General features: G+C 63.9%; 18 protein-coding genes. 11 read left to right on the plus strand and 7 right to left on the minus strand.

Annotated features, from left to right (window positions below; all coding sequences use genetic code 11):
* Positions 1-65: 65 nt before the first annotated feature.
* Positions 66-707, minus strand: coding sequence for an orotate phosphoribosyltransferase (pyrE, locus tag CAG34_RS06180; RefSeq protein WP_003253405.1), 642 nt, complete (start codon positions 705-707; stop codon positions 66-68).
* An 80-nt stretch (positions 708-787) separates the two neighbouring features.
* On the opposite strand from pyrE, the gene CAG34_RS06185 reads away from it, so the two are divergent.
* Positions 788-1,567 carry an exodeoxyribonuclease III gene (locus CAG34_RS06185; protein ID WP_003253401.1) on the plus strand — a complete coding sequence of 260 codons (780 nt, stop codon included), beginning with the start codon at positions 788-790 and terminating at the stop codon, positions 1,565-1,567.
* A gap of 132 nt (positions 1,568-1,699) precedes the next feature.
* On the opposite strand, the gene CAG34_RS06190 is transcribed toward CAG34_RS06185, so the two are convergent.
* Together CAG34_RS06190 and rph are read right to left on the minus strand one after the other, a co-directional pair.
* A complete protein-coding gene (locus CAG34_RS06190) occupies positions 1,700-2,068 on the minus strand; it encodes a DUF4870 domain-containing protein (RefSeq protein ID WP_003258195.1) in 369 nt (122 codons plus the stop codon).
* Between the two features lie 23 nt (positions 2,069-2,091).
* Positions 2,092-2,814, minus strand: coding sequence for a ribonuclease PH (gene rph / locus CAG34_RS06195; RefSeq protein ID WP_013974792.1), 723 nt, complete (start codon positions 2,812-2,814; stop codon positions 2,092-2,094).
* Between the two features lie 228 nt (positions 2,815-3,042).
* On the opposite strand from rph, the gene CAG34_RS06200 reads away from it, so the two are divergent.
* Positions 3,043-3,906, plus strand: coding sequence for a YicC/YloC family endoribonuclease (locus CAG34_RS06200; protein ID WP_025341114.1), 864 nt, complete (start codon positions 3,043-3,045; stop codon positions 3,904-3,906).
* A 13-nt stretch (positions 3,907-3,919) separates the two neighbouring features.
* Positions 3,920-4,540 (plus strand): guanylate kinase, encoded by a 621-nt coding sequence (gene gmk, locus CAG34_RS06205; protein ID WP_085588808.1) that lies wholly within the window; start codon positions 3,920-3,922, stop codon positions 4,538-4,540.
* Between the two features lie 134 nt (positions 4,541-4,674).
* Here the strand turns inward: gmk and CAG34_RS06210 are convergent, their stop codons facing one another.
* From CAG34_RS06210 to CAG34_RS06220, 3 genes are all read right to left on the minus strand, one after another.
* Entirely contained in the window at positions 4,675-6,216 is a 1,542-nt protein-coding gene (locus CAG34_RS06210; RefSeq protein WP_013974795.1) for an APC family permease, read from the minus strand.
* Positions 6,217-6,329: 113 nt separating this feature from the next.
* Positions 6,330-7,103, minus strand: coding sequence for a gamma-glutamyl-gamma-aminobutyrate hydrolase family protein (locus CAG34_RS06215; protein WP_085588810.1), 774 nt, complete (start codon positions 7,101-7,103; stop codon positions 6,330-6,332).
* A 4-nt stretch (positions 7,104-7,107) separates the two neighbouring features.
* The gene (locus CAG34_RS06220; RefSeq protein ID WP_015272334.1) at positions 7,108-8,490 is read right to left on the minus strand and encodes a glutamine synthetase family protein; all 1,383 of its coding nucleotides are present in this window, start codon (positions 8,488-8,490) and stop codon (positions 7,108-7,110) included.
* Positions 8,491-8,697: 207 nt separating this feature from the next.
* Here CAG34_RS06220 and CAG34_RS06225 point away from each other — a divergent pair, with 207 nt between their 5' ends.
* The 5 genes from CAG34_RS06225 (at position 8,698) to CAG34_RS06245 (ending at position 13,447) form a co-directional block, all read left to right on the plus strand.
* Positions 8,698-9,570 carry a LysR family transcriptional regulator gene (locus CAG34_RS06225; RefSeq protein WP_085588812.1) on the plus strand — a complete coding sequence of 291 codons (873 nt, stop codon included), beginning with the start codon at positions 8,698-8,700 and terminating at the stop codon, positions 9,568-9,570.
* Positions 9,571-9,820: 250 nt separating this feature from the next.
* A complete protein-coding gene (gene rpoZ / locus CAG34_RS06230) occupies positions 9,821-10,084 on the plus strand; it encodes a DNA-directed RNA polymerase subunit omega (RefSeq protein WP_003253383.1) in 264 nt (87 codons plus the stop codon).
* Positions 10,085-10,143: 59 nt separating this feature from the next.
* On the plus strand, positions 10,144-12,252 hold the full coding sequence (gene spoT, locus CAG34_RS06235) for a bifunctional GTP diphosphokinase/guanosine-3',5'-bis pyrophosphate 3'-pyrophosphohydrolase (protein ID WP_013974799.1): 2,109 nt from the start codon (positions 10,144-10,146) through the stop codon (positions 12,250-12,252).
* Between the two features lie 23 nt (positions 12,253-12,275).
* Complete coding sequence (locus CAG34_RS06240; protein WP_009684531.1) at positions 12,276-12,656, plus strand: RidA family protein; 381 nt, start codon at positions 12,276-12,278, stop codon at positions 12,654-12,656.
* A 59-nt stretch (positions 12,657-12,715) separates the two neighbouring features.
* Complete coding sequence (locus CAG34_RS06245; RefSeq protein ID WP_085588814.1) at positions 12,716-13,447, plus strand: hypothetical protein; 732 nt, start codon at positions 12,716-12,718, stop codon at positions 13,445-13,447.
* A gap of 130 nt (positions 13,448-13,577) precedes the next feature.
* Here CAG34_RS06245 and CAG34_RS06250 read toward each other — a convergent pair whose 3' ends face one another.
* Entirely contained in the window at positions 13,578-14,435 is an 858-nt protein-coding gene (locus tag CAG34_RS06250) for an SDR family oxidoreductase (RefSeq protein ID WP_085588816.1), read from the minus strand.
* Positions 14,436-14,625: 190 nt separating this feature from the next.
* On the opposite strand from CAG34_RS06250, the gene exbB reads away from it, so the two are divergent.
* Genes exbB through CAG34_RS06265 form a run of 3 tightly spaced genes read left to right on the plus strand, consistent with a single transcriptional unit; the run spans position 14,626 to position 16,769 of the window.
* Positions 14,626-15,609 (plus strand): tonB-system energizer ExbB, encoded by a 984-nt coding sequence (gene exbB / locus CAG34_RS06255; RefSeq protein WP_085588818.1) that lies wholly within the window; start codon positions 14,626-14,628, stop codon positions 15,607-15,609.
* 3 nt (positions 15,610-15,612) lie between these two features.
* Positions 15,613-16,041 (plus strand): TonB system transport protein ExbD, encoded by a 429-nt coding sequence (gene exbD, locus CAG34_RS06260; RefSeq protein ID WP_013974803.1) that lies wholly within the window; start codon positions 15,613-15,615, stop codon positions 16,039-16,041.
* Positions 16,038-16,769 carry an energy transducer TonB gene (locus CAG34_RS06265; RefSeq protein WP_085588821.1) on the plus strand — a complete coding sequence of 244 codons (732 nt, stop codon included), beginning with the start codon at positions 16,038-16,040 and terminating at the stop codon, positions 16,767-16,769. The genes exbD and CAG34_RS06265 overlap by 4 nt, the downstream gene beginning before the upstream one ends.
* The last annotated feature ends 9 nt before the right edge of the window (positions 16,770-16,778 follow it).

Raw genomic sequence — 16,778 nt, forward strand, 5'->3', positions numbered from 1 at the left:
GTGCAGACAGAAACAAAAAAGGCGACCTTCACAAGAAGGTCGCCTTTTTCATTTCCGGGCCCGGATCAGATACCGTACTGCGCCCGGTAAGCCTCGACAGCTGGCAGATGCTGCTTCAGCTGTGGGTCATCGGCCAGGAACTCCAGCACCTGGGTAAGCGAAACGATGCTGACCACAGGGATACCGAAGTCACGCTCCACTTCCTGGATCGCCGACAGCTCGCCATTGCCGCGCTCTTCGCGGTTCAGCGCGATCAGCACGCCAGCGGCCTTGGCCTGCTGGGCATTGATGATCTGCATGACCTCACGAATGGCGGTACCGGCGGTGATCACATCGTCGATGATCAGCACGTCACCTGCCAGCGGTGCACCGACCAGGCTGCCACCTTCACCGTGGTCCTTGGCTTCCTTGCGGTTGAAGCACCATGGCACGTCGAGCTGATGCTGATCGGCAAGGGCCACGGCAGTAGTCGCTGCCAGCGGGATACCTTTGTAGGCCGGGCCGAACAGCACATCGAACGGGATCTTGCTGTCGACGATGGCTGCGGCATAGCAACGGCCCAGTTCGGCCAGGGCGGAACCGGTGTTGAACAGGCCGGCATTGAAGAAATACGGGCTGGTACGCCCCGATTTCAGGGTGAATTCACCGAAACGCAGTACCCCGCGATCGATGGCAAAACGGATGAAGTCGCGCTGATACGGCTGCATGGATAGTCCCGGACACCACGGATTTAGCTAAATGGGTTGAGCTCGGGTATCATACACGCACGAGATTTTTGGGGCCATTTATGCGGATCATCAGTGTGAACGTAAATGGCATTCAGGCTGCGGCCGAGCGTGGTTTGCTCAGCTGGCTGCAAGCTCAGAATGCCGACGTCATCTGCCTTCAGGATACCCGCGCCTCGGCCTTTGAACTCGATGACCCAGCTTTCCAGCTCGATGGCTATTTCCTTTATGCCTGCGACGCGGAGGTGCCTGCCCAAGGTGGTGTGGCCCTGTATTCGCGCATGCAGCCCAAGGCAGTCATCACCGGCCTGGGCTTCGAGACAGCCGACCGCTACGGGCGTTACCTGCAAGCAGATTTCGACAAAGTCAGTATTGCCAGCCTGCTGCTGCCTTCGGGTATGAACGGCGACGAAGACTTGAACCAGAAGTTCAAGTTGATGGACGACTTCGCCAAGTACCTGGACAAACAGCGTCGCAAGCGTCGCGAATACATCTACTGCGGCTCGTTCTACGTGGCGCAGCAGAAGCTCGACATCAAGAACTGGCGTGACAGCCAGCAGTCGCCGGGCTTCCTGGCGCCGGAGCGTGCCTGGATGGACGCGATCACTGGCGAGATGGGTTACGTCGATGCCCTGCGCGAAGTCAGCCGTGAGGGCGACCAGTACAGCTGGTGGCCGGACAACGAGCAGGCCGAGATGCTCAACCTGGGCTACCGGTTCGACTACCAGATCCTCACCCCGGGCCTGCGCCGCTTCGTGCGCAATGCCCGCCTGCCGCGTCAGCCGCGCTTCTCCCAGCATGCGCCGCTGATCGTCGACTATGACTGGACGTTGACCATTTGAATGCGATTGGGGCTGCTTTGCAGCCCATCGCCGGCAAGCCAGCTCCCACAGGTACACCACAGGTTTCAAAAACTGTGGTGATCCTTGTGGGAGCTGGCTTGCCGGCGATGGGCCGCAGAGCGGCCCTAACTGCTATTTGATCGGCCGCCAGATCATCGGGTAGCGATACGGCTTGCCCTCATTCGCCCGCACAGCCGCAATGATGATCAGGATCATCACCGCGACCATCAGCATGGCGAACAGCACCAGCCCGATGAACACGAACATCAGCAGGAAGCAGATGAACCCGGCAATGGTCACGCTGATCTGAAAATTCAGCGCCTCTTTGCCCTGGGCGTCGATGAAAGGGTCTTGCTCGCGCTTGAGGTGCCACAGCACCAGCGGGCCCAGCAAGTGCCCGAGCGGCACCACCAGGCCCAGCAGCGCGGAGAGGTGGCAGAACATCGCCCACTGCCGGATTTCGGCATTGGGCGGGGTGATCGACAGGTTCGATTCGCTCATGCCCCGCACCTCCCTGGCTGGGTTCAGTCGGCCAGTGCCGCCTGCTGCAGTTCGAAGATCTCGCTCATGCCCTTCTGTGCCAGGGCGAGCATGGCGTTGAAGTCTTCAGGCTGGAACGGCGCGCCTTCGGCAGTACCCTGCACTTCGATGAAACCACCGGCGCTGGTCATGACCACGTTCAGGTCGGTTTCGGCGGCGGAGTCTTCCAGGTAGTCCAGGTCGAGCACCGCTTCGCCCTGGTACATGCCCACCGACACTGCGGCGATCATGTGCTTGAGCGGGTTGCCGGCCTTCAGGCCACCGCGCTTCTTGATCACCGCCAGGGCGTCGCACAGGGCGACCATGGCACCGGTGATGGATGCGGTACGGGTGCCACCATCGGCCTGGATCACGTCGCAGTCGACGTACAAGGTGATGTCACCGAGCTTGCTCATGTCCAGCGCGGCGCGCAGCGAACGGCCGATCAGGCGCTGGATTTCCAGGGTGCGGCCACCCTGCTTGCCACGGCTGGCTTCGCGCTGGTTACGCTCGCCGGTGGAACGCGGCAGCATGCCGTATTCGGCGGTCAGCCAACCTTGGCCCTGGCCTTTGAGGAAGCGCGGCACACCGTTTTCCACGCTGACCGTGCAGATGACCTTGGTGTCACCGAACTCGACCAGTACCGACCCTTCGGCGTGCTTGGTGTAGTTGCGGGTGATGCGGATCGAGCGGAGCTGATCGGCGGCGCGACCACTTGGACGTTTCATCTGGGATACCTGTACTGGGACTTTGAATCTGCCGAGCATTATAGAGCCCACGGCCCGGGGAAGACATGCCTATTGTCGCGCCCGACACAGCCCGTCGCCTTTTCCTGCCGGCCAGGCCACCCGTCGGTAACATGGGTGGATTGGGCGCCAAGGCCCCACTGCGCTACAATCCTGCGCCTTGCAGCCGAGAGGCTCCCACCGTTCATTCATATACGCGAGGTACTCCCCATGGTGCACAGCATGACCGCTTTTGCTCGTGTCGAGCGCGCCGGCAGCCAAGGCACCCTGGTCTGGGAGCTGCGTTCGGTCAACCACCGTTACCTGGAGCCGCACCTGCGCCTGCCCGAGGCCCTGCGCGACCTCGAAGGCGCCGTGCGCGAAGGCCTGCGCCAGGGCCTGTCGCGGGGCAAGGTGGAATGCACCTTGCGCCTCAACGAAGACAGCAACGGCAAACCGCTGAAGGTGGACCGCGAGCGCGCCGCGCAGCTGGTTGCCGCCGCCGAGGAAGTGGCCGGCCTGATCAAGCAGCCGGCACCACTGAACCCGCTGGAGGTGCTGTCGTGGCCAGGCGTGCTGGTGGCCGACGCCAGCGACCCGCAGGCACTGAATACCGAAGCCATGGCGCTGTTCGATGAAGCACTGGCCGAGCTCAAGGCCGGGCGCCAGCGCGAAGGCCAGGAACTGGCCCGGCTGATCAACGAACGCCTGGACAACATGGCCAGCGAAGTCACCACCCTGCGCGCCCTGGTGCCGCAGATGCTGGCAGCTCAGCGGCAGAAGATCCTCGACCGCTTCGGCGACATGCAGGCCGAACTCGACCCGCAGCGCCTGGAGCAGGAGATGGTGCTGCTGGCCCAGAAGAGCGACGTGGCCGAGGAACTCGACCGCCTCAGCACCCACGTCACCGAAGTGCGCCGAGTGCTCAAGGGTGGCGGCGCCGCCGGCCGGCGCCTGGACTTCCTGATGCAGGAACTCAACCGCGAGGCCAACACCCTCGGCTCCAAGGCCTTCGACCCACGCAGCACGCAAGCGGCGGTCAACCTGAAGGTATTGATCGAACAGATGCGTGAACAAGTACAGAACATCGAGTAAGGCCACCCCGACCATGAACCACAGCAGCGGCACCCTCTACATCGTTTCGGCCCCTTCGGGCGCCGGCAAGACCAGCCTGGTCACCGCCCTGATCAAGGCCGACAAGCGCGTAAGCGTCTCGGTCTCGCACACCACCCGCGCCATGCGCCCGGGCGAGCAGCACGGCGTGAACTACCACTTCGTCAGCCATGACGACTTCAAGGGGCTGATCGCCAAGGGTGACTTCCTCGAGCACGCCGAAGTGTTCGGCAATTTCTACGGGACTTCGCGCAGCGCGCTGCAAGAGGTACTCGACCAGGGCAATGACCTGATCCTGGAAATCGACTGGCAAGGCGCCCAGCAGGTACGCAAGCTGATGCCCGAGGCTTTGTCGGTGTTCATCCTGCCGCCGAGCCAGCAGGCCCTGCGCGAGCGCCTGGATGGCCGCGGGCAGGACAGCGAAGAGATCATCGCCGGGCGCATGAAGGAAGCGGTCAGCGAGATGGTGCATTACGACGAGTATGACTACGTGATCATCAACGATGACTTCGACGTGGCGCTGGAAGACTTGAAGGCAGTGTTCCGCTCGAACCGCCTGGTGCTGAAGAAGCAGCAACAGCGCAACAGCGGGCTGCTGAAAGAACTGCTCTCCTGATAGACCCCATGGGGCTGCTTTGCAGCCCTTCGCGGGCACGCCCGCTCCCACAGGTTACTCACTTCCTTTGAGGCCTGTGCTGTACCTGTGGGAGCGGGCGTGCCCGCGAAGGGCCGCAAAGCGGCCCCAATCATTTATTCCTGCAGTGGCAAGGTAGCCTGCTGACGCAGGGTAGCCCCCAGGAAGTACGCCGGCGCGCGCAGGCGCGACAGCATCATCAGCACTATCCCCAGCACCGAGATGATCGCGGCGATCACGAACACCAGCCCCAGCCCACCCACATGCGAGCCGCTGCCGAAGTCCGGCGAGGCGCTGTCGATGGCGGTACGCACGAAGATAACCGACAAGATCACCCCACCCACCAGCGGGCACAGGCCGCGCATCAGGAAGTGGCGCAGGCTGTCGAACAGGCTGTGGCGGAAGTACCAGACACAGGCGAAGGCCGTCAGCGAATAGTAGAAGCAGATCATCATGCCCAGTGCAGTGATGGTATCTGCCAACACGTTCTCGCTCAGGGTGCGCATGGTCACGTAGAACAGGCCCGCGGCCACGCCGGCGCAGATAGTGGCGTAACGCGGGGTCTGCGAACGAGGGCAGACGCTGGCGAACTTCTGCGGCACCGCACCGTAGTAACCCATGGCCAACAGGGTGCGCGCCGGCGACACGAAGGTCGACTGCAGCGACGCCGCAGTACTGGCCAGCACGGCGATGGACATCAGGATCGCCAGCGGCCCCATGACCGGACCGGCCAGGTGGGCGAAGACGTTTTCCTGGATGCGCGGGTTGTTGAGGCCCAGGCCTTGTTCGCTGATACCGGCAAACTGCAGGGTGGCAATCGCGGTGAACAGGTACAGGCCGAGGATCAGCAGCACGGTCCAGGTGGCCGCCTTGCCCGGCACCTCGTCACTGCCGACCGATTCCTCGCTGACAGTCAGGCACACGTCCCAGCCCCAGAAGATAAAGATCGACAGCGACAGCCCGGCGGCAAAGGCCGAGAACGATTCGACGCCGAACGGGTTGAACCAGGCGAAATCGAATTCCAGCGGTGGCGGCGCAGTGGTTTCGCCGAAAGCGGCAAAGGCAAAGCCGATCAGCACCAGCAACTGCAGGGCCACCAGGCCGTATTGCACGGTCATGGTGGTGGTCATGCCGCGGCAGCAGATCCACACCGCCAGGGCGATGAAAACGCAACAGGTGGTTATGTTGATGAGCAGGTTGTCGGCCAAGGCCGCCAGTTCATGCTTGCCGGTGATCTGGCCAAGGAACAGGTAGAAGAAGTCGACCGCCACCCCTGCCAGGTTCGACAACACGATGGTGGTGGCGACCACCAGGCCCCAGCCACCGATCCAGCCGATCATCGGGCCGAAGGCACGCGCCGACCAGGTAAACGAAGTACCGCTGTCCGGCTCCGCCGAGTTCAGTTCGCGGTAGCCCAAGGCTACCAGCAGCATCGGCAGGAAGCCGACGATGAACACCGCCGGCAGGTGCGCGCCCACTTCACGCACGGTCGGGCCAAGGGCACCGGTAAGGGTGTAGACCGGGGCGATGGTGGAAATGCCCAGCACCACGCTGGCCAGCAAGCCCAGCCGGCCGGTGGCCAGGCCCTTGCTGCGCTGGGTGTTGCCCGCGTCGGCCGCCACGTCGGGTGGGCGGCCGGCTTCTGTGTAATTGCTCATGAGTATTTGCCGTAAATTTTGGAATTGTTTTCACAGGCCTTGCGTACAAGGCCCGCTTTCACTCATTGAAAGCTTGCTGCCGGGAACAAGTCATCCGAGACCTTCGGGTGACGTCAGAATGCCTCCTGCCGTGCGCCCTCCCGTGTAGCGTAAGCAATGCAGGCCTCGCGAAACGCCTGGAACAGGCGCAGCGAGACCGGGTTTTCGGTAAATCGCCACTCCGGGTGCCACTGCACGCCGAGCACAAAACCCGGCGCCGCAGGCATGGACACTGCTTCGATCAGGCCATCCGGGGCCCGTGCCTCGACGCGCAGGCCCGGGGCCAGGCGGTCGATGCCCTGGCTGTGCAGCGAGTTGACCTCGAACTGCGCCGCCAGGCCCAGGCGCTCGAACAACCCGCCAGGCTCGATGCCGACAAGGTGACGAGGGCCGTATTGCACCTCCAGGGGTGCGTCCTCAGGTTCACGGTGGTCAAGGTAGCCGGGCAGCTCCTGCACGCGCTGGTGCAGGCTGCCGCCCAGGGCCACGTTCAATTCCTGGTAGCCACGGCAGATACAGAACACCGGCACACCGGCGGCAATGGCCGCCTGCAACAACGGCAGGGTCAGGCGATCGCGTGCCAGATCGTGTCGGGTACCCGTCGCGCTGGGGGCGCCATTGTAATGATGCGGTTCGATATTTGAAGGTGACCCGGTAAAAACAATGCCGTGCAGACGGACCAGCAGCGCCTGCGTGTCGCTGCCCCCGTCACGGGCCGGCAAGATCAATGGCAAGCCGGCAAAGCCGGCCGCCTCGACATACTTGTCGCCTACCGTATGCGACGAGTTGTTCCCCACCTGCTGGCGGCAGGCGCTGACACCGATCAAGGGGACCGCATTTGCGCTCATGGGCTTACACCGTGTGCAGGTACCAGTTGTACTCGAGGTCGGAAATCGACACTTCGAACTCGGCCAGTTCGCTTTCCTTGCAGGCCACGAAGATATCGATGTAGTCCGGGCTGATGTATTGGTTGAGGACTTCGCTGTCGTCCAGCGCGCGCAGGGCATCGCGCAGGTTGTTCGGCAGGCTCTGCTCCAGCTGTTCGTAGGAGTTGCCTTCGATCGGTGCCTGCGGCTCGACCTGGTTGGTCAGGCCGTGGTGAACACCGGCGAGGATCGCCGCGAGCATCAGGTAGGGGTTGGCGTCGGCACCGGCCACGCGGTGCTCGAGGCGCACGTTGTCGCTGCTGTCGGTGGGCACGCGCACCGCCACGGTACGGTTGTCCAGGCCCCAGCTTGGCGCATTGGGCACGTAGAACTGCGCGCCGAAGCGGCGGTAGGAGTTGATGTTCGGGCAGAGGAAGGCCATCGACGCCGGCATGGTCTCCAGCACACCACCGATGGCATGGCGCAGCGCGTCGCTTTGCAGCGGGTCGTCGCTGGCGAAGATGTTCTTGCCGGTTTTCTTGTCCAGCAACGAAATGTGCACGTGCAGGCCATTGCCTGCCTGGCCCGGGTAGGGCTTGGCCATGAAGGTGGTGTCCATTTCATGGTCGTAGGCAACGTTCTTGATCAGGCGCTTGAGCAAGATCGCGTAGTCGCAGGCCTTCAGCGGGTCGGCAACATGATGCAGGTTGACCTCGAACTGTGCCGGGGCGCTTTCCTTGACGATGGCGTCGGCGGGCAGGCCTTGCTCCTTGGCCGCTTCGAGCATGTCCTGCAGGCAGTCGGCATATTCATCGAGGTCGTCGATCAGGTACACCTGGGTCGACTGCGGGCGTTTGCCGGAAATCGGCGAGCGCGGCGGCTGCGGGCGACCGTTGAGGTTGTCCTGGTCGATCAGGTAGAACTCCAGCTCGAACGCGGCGCAGATATCCAGGCCCAGGTCATCGAACTTGCTCACCACTTGGCGCAGTACTTCGCGCGGGTCGGCGAAGAACGGCTGGCCATCCAGTTCGTGCATGGTCATCAGCAGCTGGGCGGTGGGGCGCTTCTGCCACGGCTCGTCCGACAGCGTGCCGGGGATCGGGAAGCAGATGCGGTCGGCATCGCCGATGTCCAGGCCAAGGCCGGTGCTCTCGACGGTGGACCCGTTGATGTCCAGGGCGAACAGCGATGCCGGCAGGTTGATGCCCTTCTCGTACACCTTGTGCAGGCTGGCCCGCTCGATGCGCTTGCCACGTACCACGCCGTTCATGTCGGAGATCAGCAGGTCGACGTACTGCGTGTCCGGATGGGCCTGGAGGAAGTCATTCATCTCGCTGGAAGAACTGGCGCACGGGGTTACCGACGTCATGGCTGTACATCCTTTGATTTGCTGCGGCGATGTGGGGGATACGGCTGGCGCCTCACGGGCGACGATGGTTGCAGCTGTTGTTCTTTTCACTTTCCCATCGTGGGGATTGGTTACCCGACCGGGCGCATTGATTCCCGGGGGCCGTTTCACTATAAAATGGCCAAAACGCAACAGACATTGGCAATTCGGCAAGCAGAGCGTGCACCAATGCAATATCAGATTACCCATGCCGACCTCTCCCTGGTCCTGGCCCTGGAACGTGGCCGCTCGCTGGCCAAGGCTGCCGAGTTGCTCAAGGTCGATGTTTCGACGGTGTTCCGCTCGATCCGCCGGCTGGAGTCGGCGCTGGGCACAGCCTTGTTCGTCAAGAGCCGCAAAGGCTACCTGCCGACCGACACCGCCCAGGCCCTGGCCGAGCAGGCCGAACGCGCCGAGCAGGCGCTGGAGGCGGCGCGCATCGCCATGACCAGTGGCGAGCAGGTGGTCAGCGGCACCGTGCGCCTGACCTGTACCGAGGCGGTGATGCACAGCCTGCTGCTGCCGGCGCTGGCCGAGTTCATGCCCAACTACCCGGCCTTGTCGCTGGAGATGGGCACTTCCAATACCTTCGCCAACCTCAGCCGGCGCGATGCCGACATTGCCCTGCGCCTGACCAACACGCCGCCGGAGCACCTGGTGGGCCGCAACCTGGGGTCCACCTCCTACGTGATCTGCGGCCAGCCGCAGTGGCGCGAGCGCCTGGCCGAATCACCTGCCAGCGTGCCGTGGATCGCCCCCGACGACTCGATGCAGGACCACCCTACGGTGGTCTGGCGCAACCAGCAGCACCCGGGTTTGAGCCCGCGCTACCAGTGCAGCGGCATGTCGACCATCGCCCAGCTGGTCACGGCCGGGCTCGGCGTGGCAGCGTTGCCGGACTACATGGTGCACGCGCTGCCCGGGGTGGATGCGCTGAGCGGACCGCTGCCGGGTTGCGACACCCAGCTGTGGCTGCTGACCCGCCCGGACTGCCGGGCGTTGCGCTCGGTGCAGACCCTGTTCGAGGAGCTGACCCCGCGGTTGCGTGACGCGATGCTCTGAGGTTATCGTCAGGTTCAAGTATTGATAGCGTCTGCTCCGGCCTTTTCGCGGGCACGCCCGCTCCCACAGGTAAAGCGGCGGCGGTGAGAACTGTGCAGGACTTGTGGGAGCGGGCGTGCCCGCGAAGAACTCCACACCGATCTACCCGACAAAACAGCGCTTCCCTATTGGCTGGTGATTTTTTAAACTATCGAGTCCGCCTGCCCATTATTGGGCTGCACGCCCACCGCAATTGCTACTGAGGAAGACCATGGCCCGCGTAACTGTTGAAGACTGCCTGGAACACGTGGATAACCGCTTTGAGCTGGTCATGCTCTCGACCAAGCGCGCTCGCCAGCTGGCGACCGGCGGCAAAGAGCCACGCGTTGCGTGGGAAAACGACAAGCCGACCGTTGTTGCCCTGCGTGAAATCGCCGAAGGCATCGTCACCAACGAGTTCATCGCCGCTGAAGAGATCGTCACCGAGGATCCGGTGTTCGCCGCGTTCGAGGACGAGAACAACGAGGCTGTCTGATTGATGCCAGGACGACGTCGCACGGCGCAAGGCCCCCTTCCTCGGCAGGAGGTGAACCCATGCCGGGTATAGAAGCCTTGGCCGAACGGCTGTCGACCTATCTTGGCCCCGAACAGGTCAACCTGGTCCGGCGCGCCTATTTCTACGCCGAACAGGCCCACGATGGGCAGCGCCGCCGCAGCGGCGAGCCCTACGTGACCCACCCGCTGGCCGTGGCCAGCATCCTCGCCGACATGCACATGGACCATCAGAGCCTGATGGCGGCCATGCTGCACGACGTGATCGAAGATACCGGCATCGCCAAGGAAGCCCTCAGCCAGCAGTTTGGCGAGACCGTGGCCGAACTGGTCGATGGGGTCAGCAAGCTGACCCAGATGAACTTCGAGACCAAGGCCGAGGCGCAGGCCGAAAACTTCCAGAAAATGGCCATGGCCATGGCCCGCGACATCCGCGTGATCCTGGTCAAGCTGGCCGACCGCCTGCACAACATGCGCACCCTGGAAGTGCTGTCCGGCGAAAAACGCCGGCGCATCGCCAAGGAAACCCTCGAGATCTACGCCCCCATCGCCAACCGCCTGGGCATGCACACCGTGCGCGTGGAGTTCGAGGACCTCGGCTTCAAGGCCATGCACCCGATGCGTTCGTCGCTGATCCACCGTGCGGTGAAAAGTGCTCGCGGCAACCGCAAGGAGATCGTCGCCAAGATCGAGCATTCGCTGGCCAACTGCCTGGCCGCCGACGGCATCGAGGGCGAGGTCAGCGGCCGGCAGAAACACCTCTATGGCATCTACAAGAAGATGCGCGGCAAGCGCCGCGCCTTCAACGAGATCATGGACGTGTACGCCTTCCGCATCGTCGTCGACAAGGTCGACACCTGCTACCGCGTACTCGGTGCGGTGCACAACCTGTACAAGCCGCTGCCCGGTCGCTTCAAGGATTACATCGCGATCCCCAAGGCCAACGGCTACCAGTCGTTGCACACCACGCTGTTCGGCATGCACGGCGTGCCCATCGAAATCCAGATCCGCACCCGCGAGATGGAAGAGATGGCCAACAACGGCATCGCCGCGCACTGGCTGTACAAGTCCAACGACGACGAGCAGCCCAAGGGCAGCCACGCCCGCGCCCGTCAGTGGGTCAAGGGCATCCTCGAGCTGCAGCAACGTGCCGGCAACTCGCTGGAATTCATCGAAAGCGTGAAGATCGACCTGTTCCCGGACGAGGTCTACGTGTTCACGCCCAAAGGCCGCATCATGGAGCTGCCCAAAGGCTCCACAGCGGTCGACTTCGCCTACGCGGTGCACACCGACGTCGGCAACAGCTGCATCGCCTGCCGCATCAACCGCCGCCTGGCGCCGCTGTCCGAACCGCTGCAAAGCGGCTCGACGGTGGAAATCGTCAGCGCCCCGGGCGCACGGCCGAACCCGGCCTGGCTCAACTTCGTGGTTACCGGCAAGGCGCGCACGCACATCCGCCACGCGCTCAAGCAGCAGCGTCGCTCCGAGTCCATCAGCCTGGGCGAACGCCTGCTGAACAAGGTGCTCACCGGCTTCGACAGCAGCCTTGAGATGATCCCCCAGGAGCGTATACAGGCGATTCTCGCCGAGTACCGCCTGGAGCTGATCGAAGACCTGCTCGAAGACATCGGCCTGGGCAACCGCATGGCCTACGTGGTCGCGCGCCGCCTGCTATCCGCCGAAGGCGAGCAGTTGCCGGCTCCGGAAGGCCCGCTGGCGATCCGCGGTACCGAAGGCCTGGTGCTGAGCTACGCCAAGTGCTGCACGCCGATCCCGGGCGACCCGATCGTCGGCCACCTGTCAGCCGGCAAGGGCATGGTCGTGCACCTGGAAAACTGCCGCAACATCAGTGAAATCCGCCACAACCCGGAGAAGTGCGTACAGCTTTCCTGGGCCAAGGACATCACCGGTGAATTCAATGTCGAGTTGCGTGTCGAACTGGAGCACCAGCGCGGCCTGATTGCCCTGCTGGCCAGCAGTGTCAACGCCGCCGACGGCAACATCGAGAAGATCAGCATGGACGAACGCGACGGCCGTATCAGCGTGGTCCAACTGGTGGTCAGCGTGCACGACCGCGTGCACCTGGCGCGTGTGATCAAGAAGCTGCGTACCCTGACCGGTGTGGTCCGCATCACCCGCATGCGTACGTAGTCCGCCAACCGCAAGGAGTCATCATGAGCAAGACCGTCATCAACAGCGACAAGGCCCCTGCCGCCATCGGCACCTACTCGCAGGCGATCAAGGCCGGCAACACCGTTTACATGTCGGGCCAGATCCCGCTGGACCCGAAGACCATGGAGCTGGTCGAAGGCTTCGAAGCCCAGACCGTACAGGTGTTCGAGAACCTCAAGGCCGTGGCTGAAGCCGCTGGCGGTTCGTTCAAGGACATCGTCAAGCTGAACATCTTCCTCACCGACCTGAGCCACTTCGCCAAGGTCAACGAGGTGATGGGCCGCTACTTCGAGCAGCCTTACCCGGCCCGCGCCGCCATCGGCGTTGCCGCGCTGCCGAAAGGCGCCCAGGTCGAAATGGACGCCATCCTGGTCATCGAATGATGCCCCCGGTGACGGGCGCCCTGCCCGTCACCTTCCCTTCTCTGCAAGGTTACCCCGTCATGCGTCAAGCACTGCCCCTCGCGCTGGCAGCCCTGCTTCTGGGCGGCTGCGCCAGCCACAAACCCGAAGATTTCAACGGTACCTGGATCAACCAGGACGCCATCAATGCGGCCGTCAAGGGCGGCAGCCTGCGTCAGGCGCTCAATGAGCACGGGCCGGTGTTCGAGTGGAAGCTCGACGTCGCCAGCCAACAGGCCAGCTACAGCAATGGTTTCGAAGCAGCCGACGGCCAGCTGAGCGCCACCGACAAGCAATGGCAGGCCAGCTTCCAGGGCGGCCAGACCGAACAGCTGTCGCTCGATGGCGACGAACTGCAGGCGGTCGATCAACGCGGCGGCAAGCAGACCTTCGTGCGCGCCAAAGCACCGGCGGCGACCAATGCGCCACTGGGCAGCAGCTTCGAGAAAGCCCTGTACCAGGCTTATCTGGGCGGCAACTGGAAGATCATCGAAGGCCAGGGCAAAGGTGCCAGCGTGCGCTTCGGCGACACCGGCAACGTCACCGGCCTGCCTGGGCCAGACCGTTTCGCCCTGTGCCTGGCGGGTGATTGCGCGACCATGGGTGGCAGCAATGACAGCCTGTGGCTGGAGCGCAACCAGCGTGGCGCGCCGTTCATCCTCAAGCGCGATGGCGACAAGCTGGAGATCTTCCAGGCGGTGAACCGCGCGCAGCCGGATGAAATGCCAGTGTTGGCGGCCGGCAAGCGCCAGTGGGTGCTGGAGCTGGACTGAAACCTGCTGAAATCGTGTTCGACCTCATCGGCCTCTTCGCGGGTAAACCCGCTCCCACAGGCACACCGCCAGGCTTGAAACCAGCGGTGCACCTGTGGGAGCGGGTTTACCCGCGAAGAGGCCGGTAGACTCAGCGCAAGCCTTTCAGGATTGCGGCATAGCCTTCCCTGTAGCTCGGATACACCGGCGCCCAGCCCAATGCCCGCGCCCGGGCATTGCTACAGCGCTTGCTGCCGGTACGCCGCACTCGCTGCTCATCCGACCACTCGGTTACCCCCATGTACGCCCGCAGCCAGGCCACCACGTCGGCCAGCGGTGCCGGGTCGTCGTCGACGCCGATGTAGCAGTCGTCGAGCACCTTGCCGTCGGCATCGGCCTGCAACAGGAACGCCAACAGGCTGGCGGCATCCTCGGCATGGATGCGGTTGCCATACAGCGGTGGCTCCTCGGCCACGCGGTAGCCCTGGCGCACCTGACTGAGCAGCCACTCGCGGCCGGGGCCATAGATGCCGGTCAGGCGCACCACGCTGGCCGGGATGCCGCTGGCCAGCGCCAGCCGCTCAGCCTCCAGCATCAACCGCCCGGAATAACCTTCAGGCTCGGTGGCCGCGCCTTCTTCGATCCACTCGCCGTCCTTCTGTGCATACACGCTGCTGCTGGACACGAACAGCAGGCGCCGTGGGCGTTGGCCGCGCTCGGCCAGCCAACCCAGCACATGGCGTAAACCGTCGACATAGGCTGCCTGGTAACCCGCCTCGTCGTGCTGGCTAGCCGCCACGCAATACACCAGGTAGTCCGGCGCGCGCTGCGGCCAGGCGTCGGGGATCGATGGCTCGGACAAGTCCGCCGCCACCGGCACGACCCCCGCAGGCAACTGCCCGACCGAGCGACGCAGGCCGCTCACCTGCCAGCCGCGCGCAAGCATCTGCCGGGCAAGACGCCCGCCTACATCACCACATCCCACCACCATCACGGAAAGGTCTGACATCTCTAAACTCCCTAGACCAATTGATCAGCCCGACCACGCTACACGATGGATGGCTAGACCATAGGCGAAAAAAGCAACAAGATTACTTTTGTTAACAAGAATTACTTGCAATAATGGCCGCCAAATTGTTCTCGGCCTACCTCGAGGCCTTGGAGAACGTTCACTTTATTCTTCATCAGGTCCGGCCAGCATGACACGTACTCAACCTTCCGCTTCGCCAACCCCGTCGCGCGCCTGGCGCGCCTGGCGCGCCATCGCCGCGCTGACGCTCGGCCTGGTGCTGGCCCCGGTGGCCATGGCCGATGAGCCAACCGCCAATGCTGCCGCGCCTGCTGCCGCTACCGCACCAGCTGCGCCGGCCGCTGCCCCAGCCGCAGCACCGGCTGCCGACGCAGTTGCCGCCACCCCGGTTGATGCCCCGGTCGCTGCAGACCCGAGCGTCGAAGCCCTGGTTGAAGACACCTCGCTGGGCATGGCCCACGACCTGTCCCCATGGGGCATGTACAAGAACGCCGACGTGGTGGTCAAGGCGGTGATGATCGGCCTGGCCATCGCCTCCATCATCACCTGGACCATCTGGATCGCCAAAGGCTTCGAGCTGATGGGCGCCAAGCGTCGCCTGCGTGGTGAAATCGCCCTGCTGAAGAAGTCCGCCAGCCTCAAGGAAGCCAGCGACGTTTCCAACAAGGAAGGCACCCTGGCCCACACCCTGGTCCACGACGCCCTCGAAGAGATGCGCCTGTCGGCCAATGCCCGCGAAAAAGAAGGCATCAAGGAGCGCGTCAGCTTCCGCCTGGAGCGCCTGGTACACGCCAGCGGCCGCAACATGAGCAGCGGCACCGGCGTACTCGCCACCATCGGCTCCACTGCGCCGTTCGTGGGCCTGTTCGGTACCGTATGGGGCATCATGAACAGCTTCATCGGCATCGCCAAGACCCAGACCACCAACCTGGCCGTGGTTGCCCCGGGTATCGCCGAGGCCCTGCTGGCCACCGCCCTGGGCCTGGTCGCCGCAATCCCGGCCGTGGTCATCTACAACGTCTTCGCCCGCTCCATCGCCGGCTACAAGGCCCAGGTGTCCGACGCCTCCGCCCAGGTGCTGCTGCTGGTCAGCCGTGACCTGGACCACCAGGGCAGCGAGCGCGCCGCCCCGCACATGGTGAAAGTGGGGTAAGCCATGGGCCTGCATCTCAACGAAGGTGGCGACGACCTCGCCGAAAACCACGAAATCAACGTTACGCCGTTCATCGACGTGATGCTGGTGCTGCTGATCATCTTCATGGTCGCAGCCCCCTTGGCCACGGTCGACATCAAGGTCGACCTGCCGGCCTCGACCGCCAAGCCGGCGCCGAGGCCCGAGAAACCGGTGTTCGTCAGCGTCAAGGCCGACCAGAAGCTGTACGTCGGCGACGATCAGGTCCCTGCCCCTGACCAGCTTGGCCCGATGCTCGATGCCAAGACCAAGGGTGACAAGGAAACCACCATCTTCTTCCAGGCTGACAAAGGCGTGGATTACGGTGACCTGATGGAAGTGATGAACAACATGCGCGCGGCCGGCTACCTGAAAGTCGGTCTGGTAGGTCTCGAGACGGCAGCCAAGAAATGACAAGAACGCGCTCTAACATGGCGCGCTACGGTGGCAGCCTGGCGATCGTGCTGGGCGTGCACGTGGTCGCCGTGCTGCTGACGCTCAACTGGTCGGTGCCCCAGGCCATCGAACTGCCACCGGCAGCCATGATGGTCGAGCTGGCGCCATTGCCGGAGCCTGCGCCACCACCGCCCCCGAAAGCGGCGCCGCAGCCACCGGCGCCGGTCGAGGAACCGCCGCTGCCGAAGCTGGCCGAGGCACCCAAGCCCAAAATCGCCATTCCCAAGCCGCCCAAGCCGAAGGCCAAGCCACAGCCGCCCAAGCCCGAGAAAAAGCCTGAGCCGCCGAAGGAAGCACCGCCGACCGAACAAACGGTAGACGCACCGCCCAGCAACACGCCGCCGCAGAAGTCCGCGGCACCGGCGCCAAGCATTGCGTCCAACAGCAACGCCCTGCCGACCTGGCAGAGCGACCTGCTGCGTCACCTGGCCAAGTACAAGCGTTACCCGGAAGACGCGCGCCGTCGCGGCCTGCAGGGCATCAACCGCCTGCGCTTCGTGGTCGACGCCGAAGGCAAGGTGGTGTCGTACTCCATGGCCGGTGGCTCGGGTAGTGCCGCCCTGGACCGGGCGACCCTGGAAATGATCCGTCGGGCCGGCACGGTACCCAAGCCGCCACCCGAGTTGCTGAACAATGGCACGATCGAAGTCGTGGCACCGTTCGTCTACTCGCTGGACCGCCGCTGAGACTTTTGT

It is taken from the genome of Pseudomonas sp. B14(2017), from assembly GCF_002113255.1.
GTDB lineage: Bacteria > Pseudomonadota > Gammaproteobacteria > Pseudomonadales > Pseudomonadaceae > Aquipseudomonas > Aquipseudomonas putida_Z.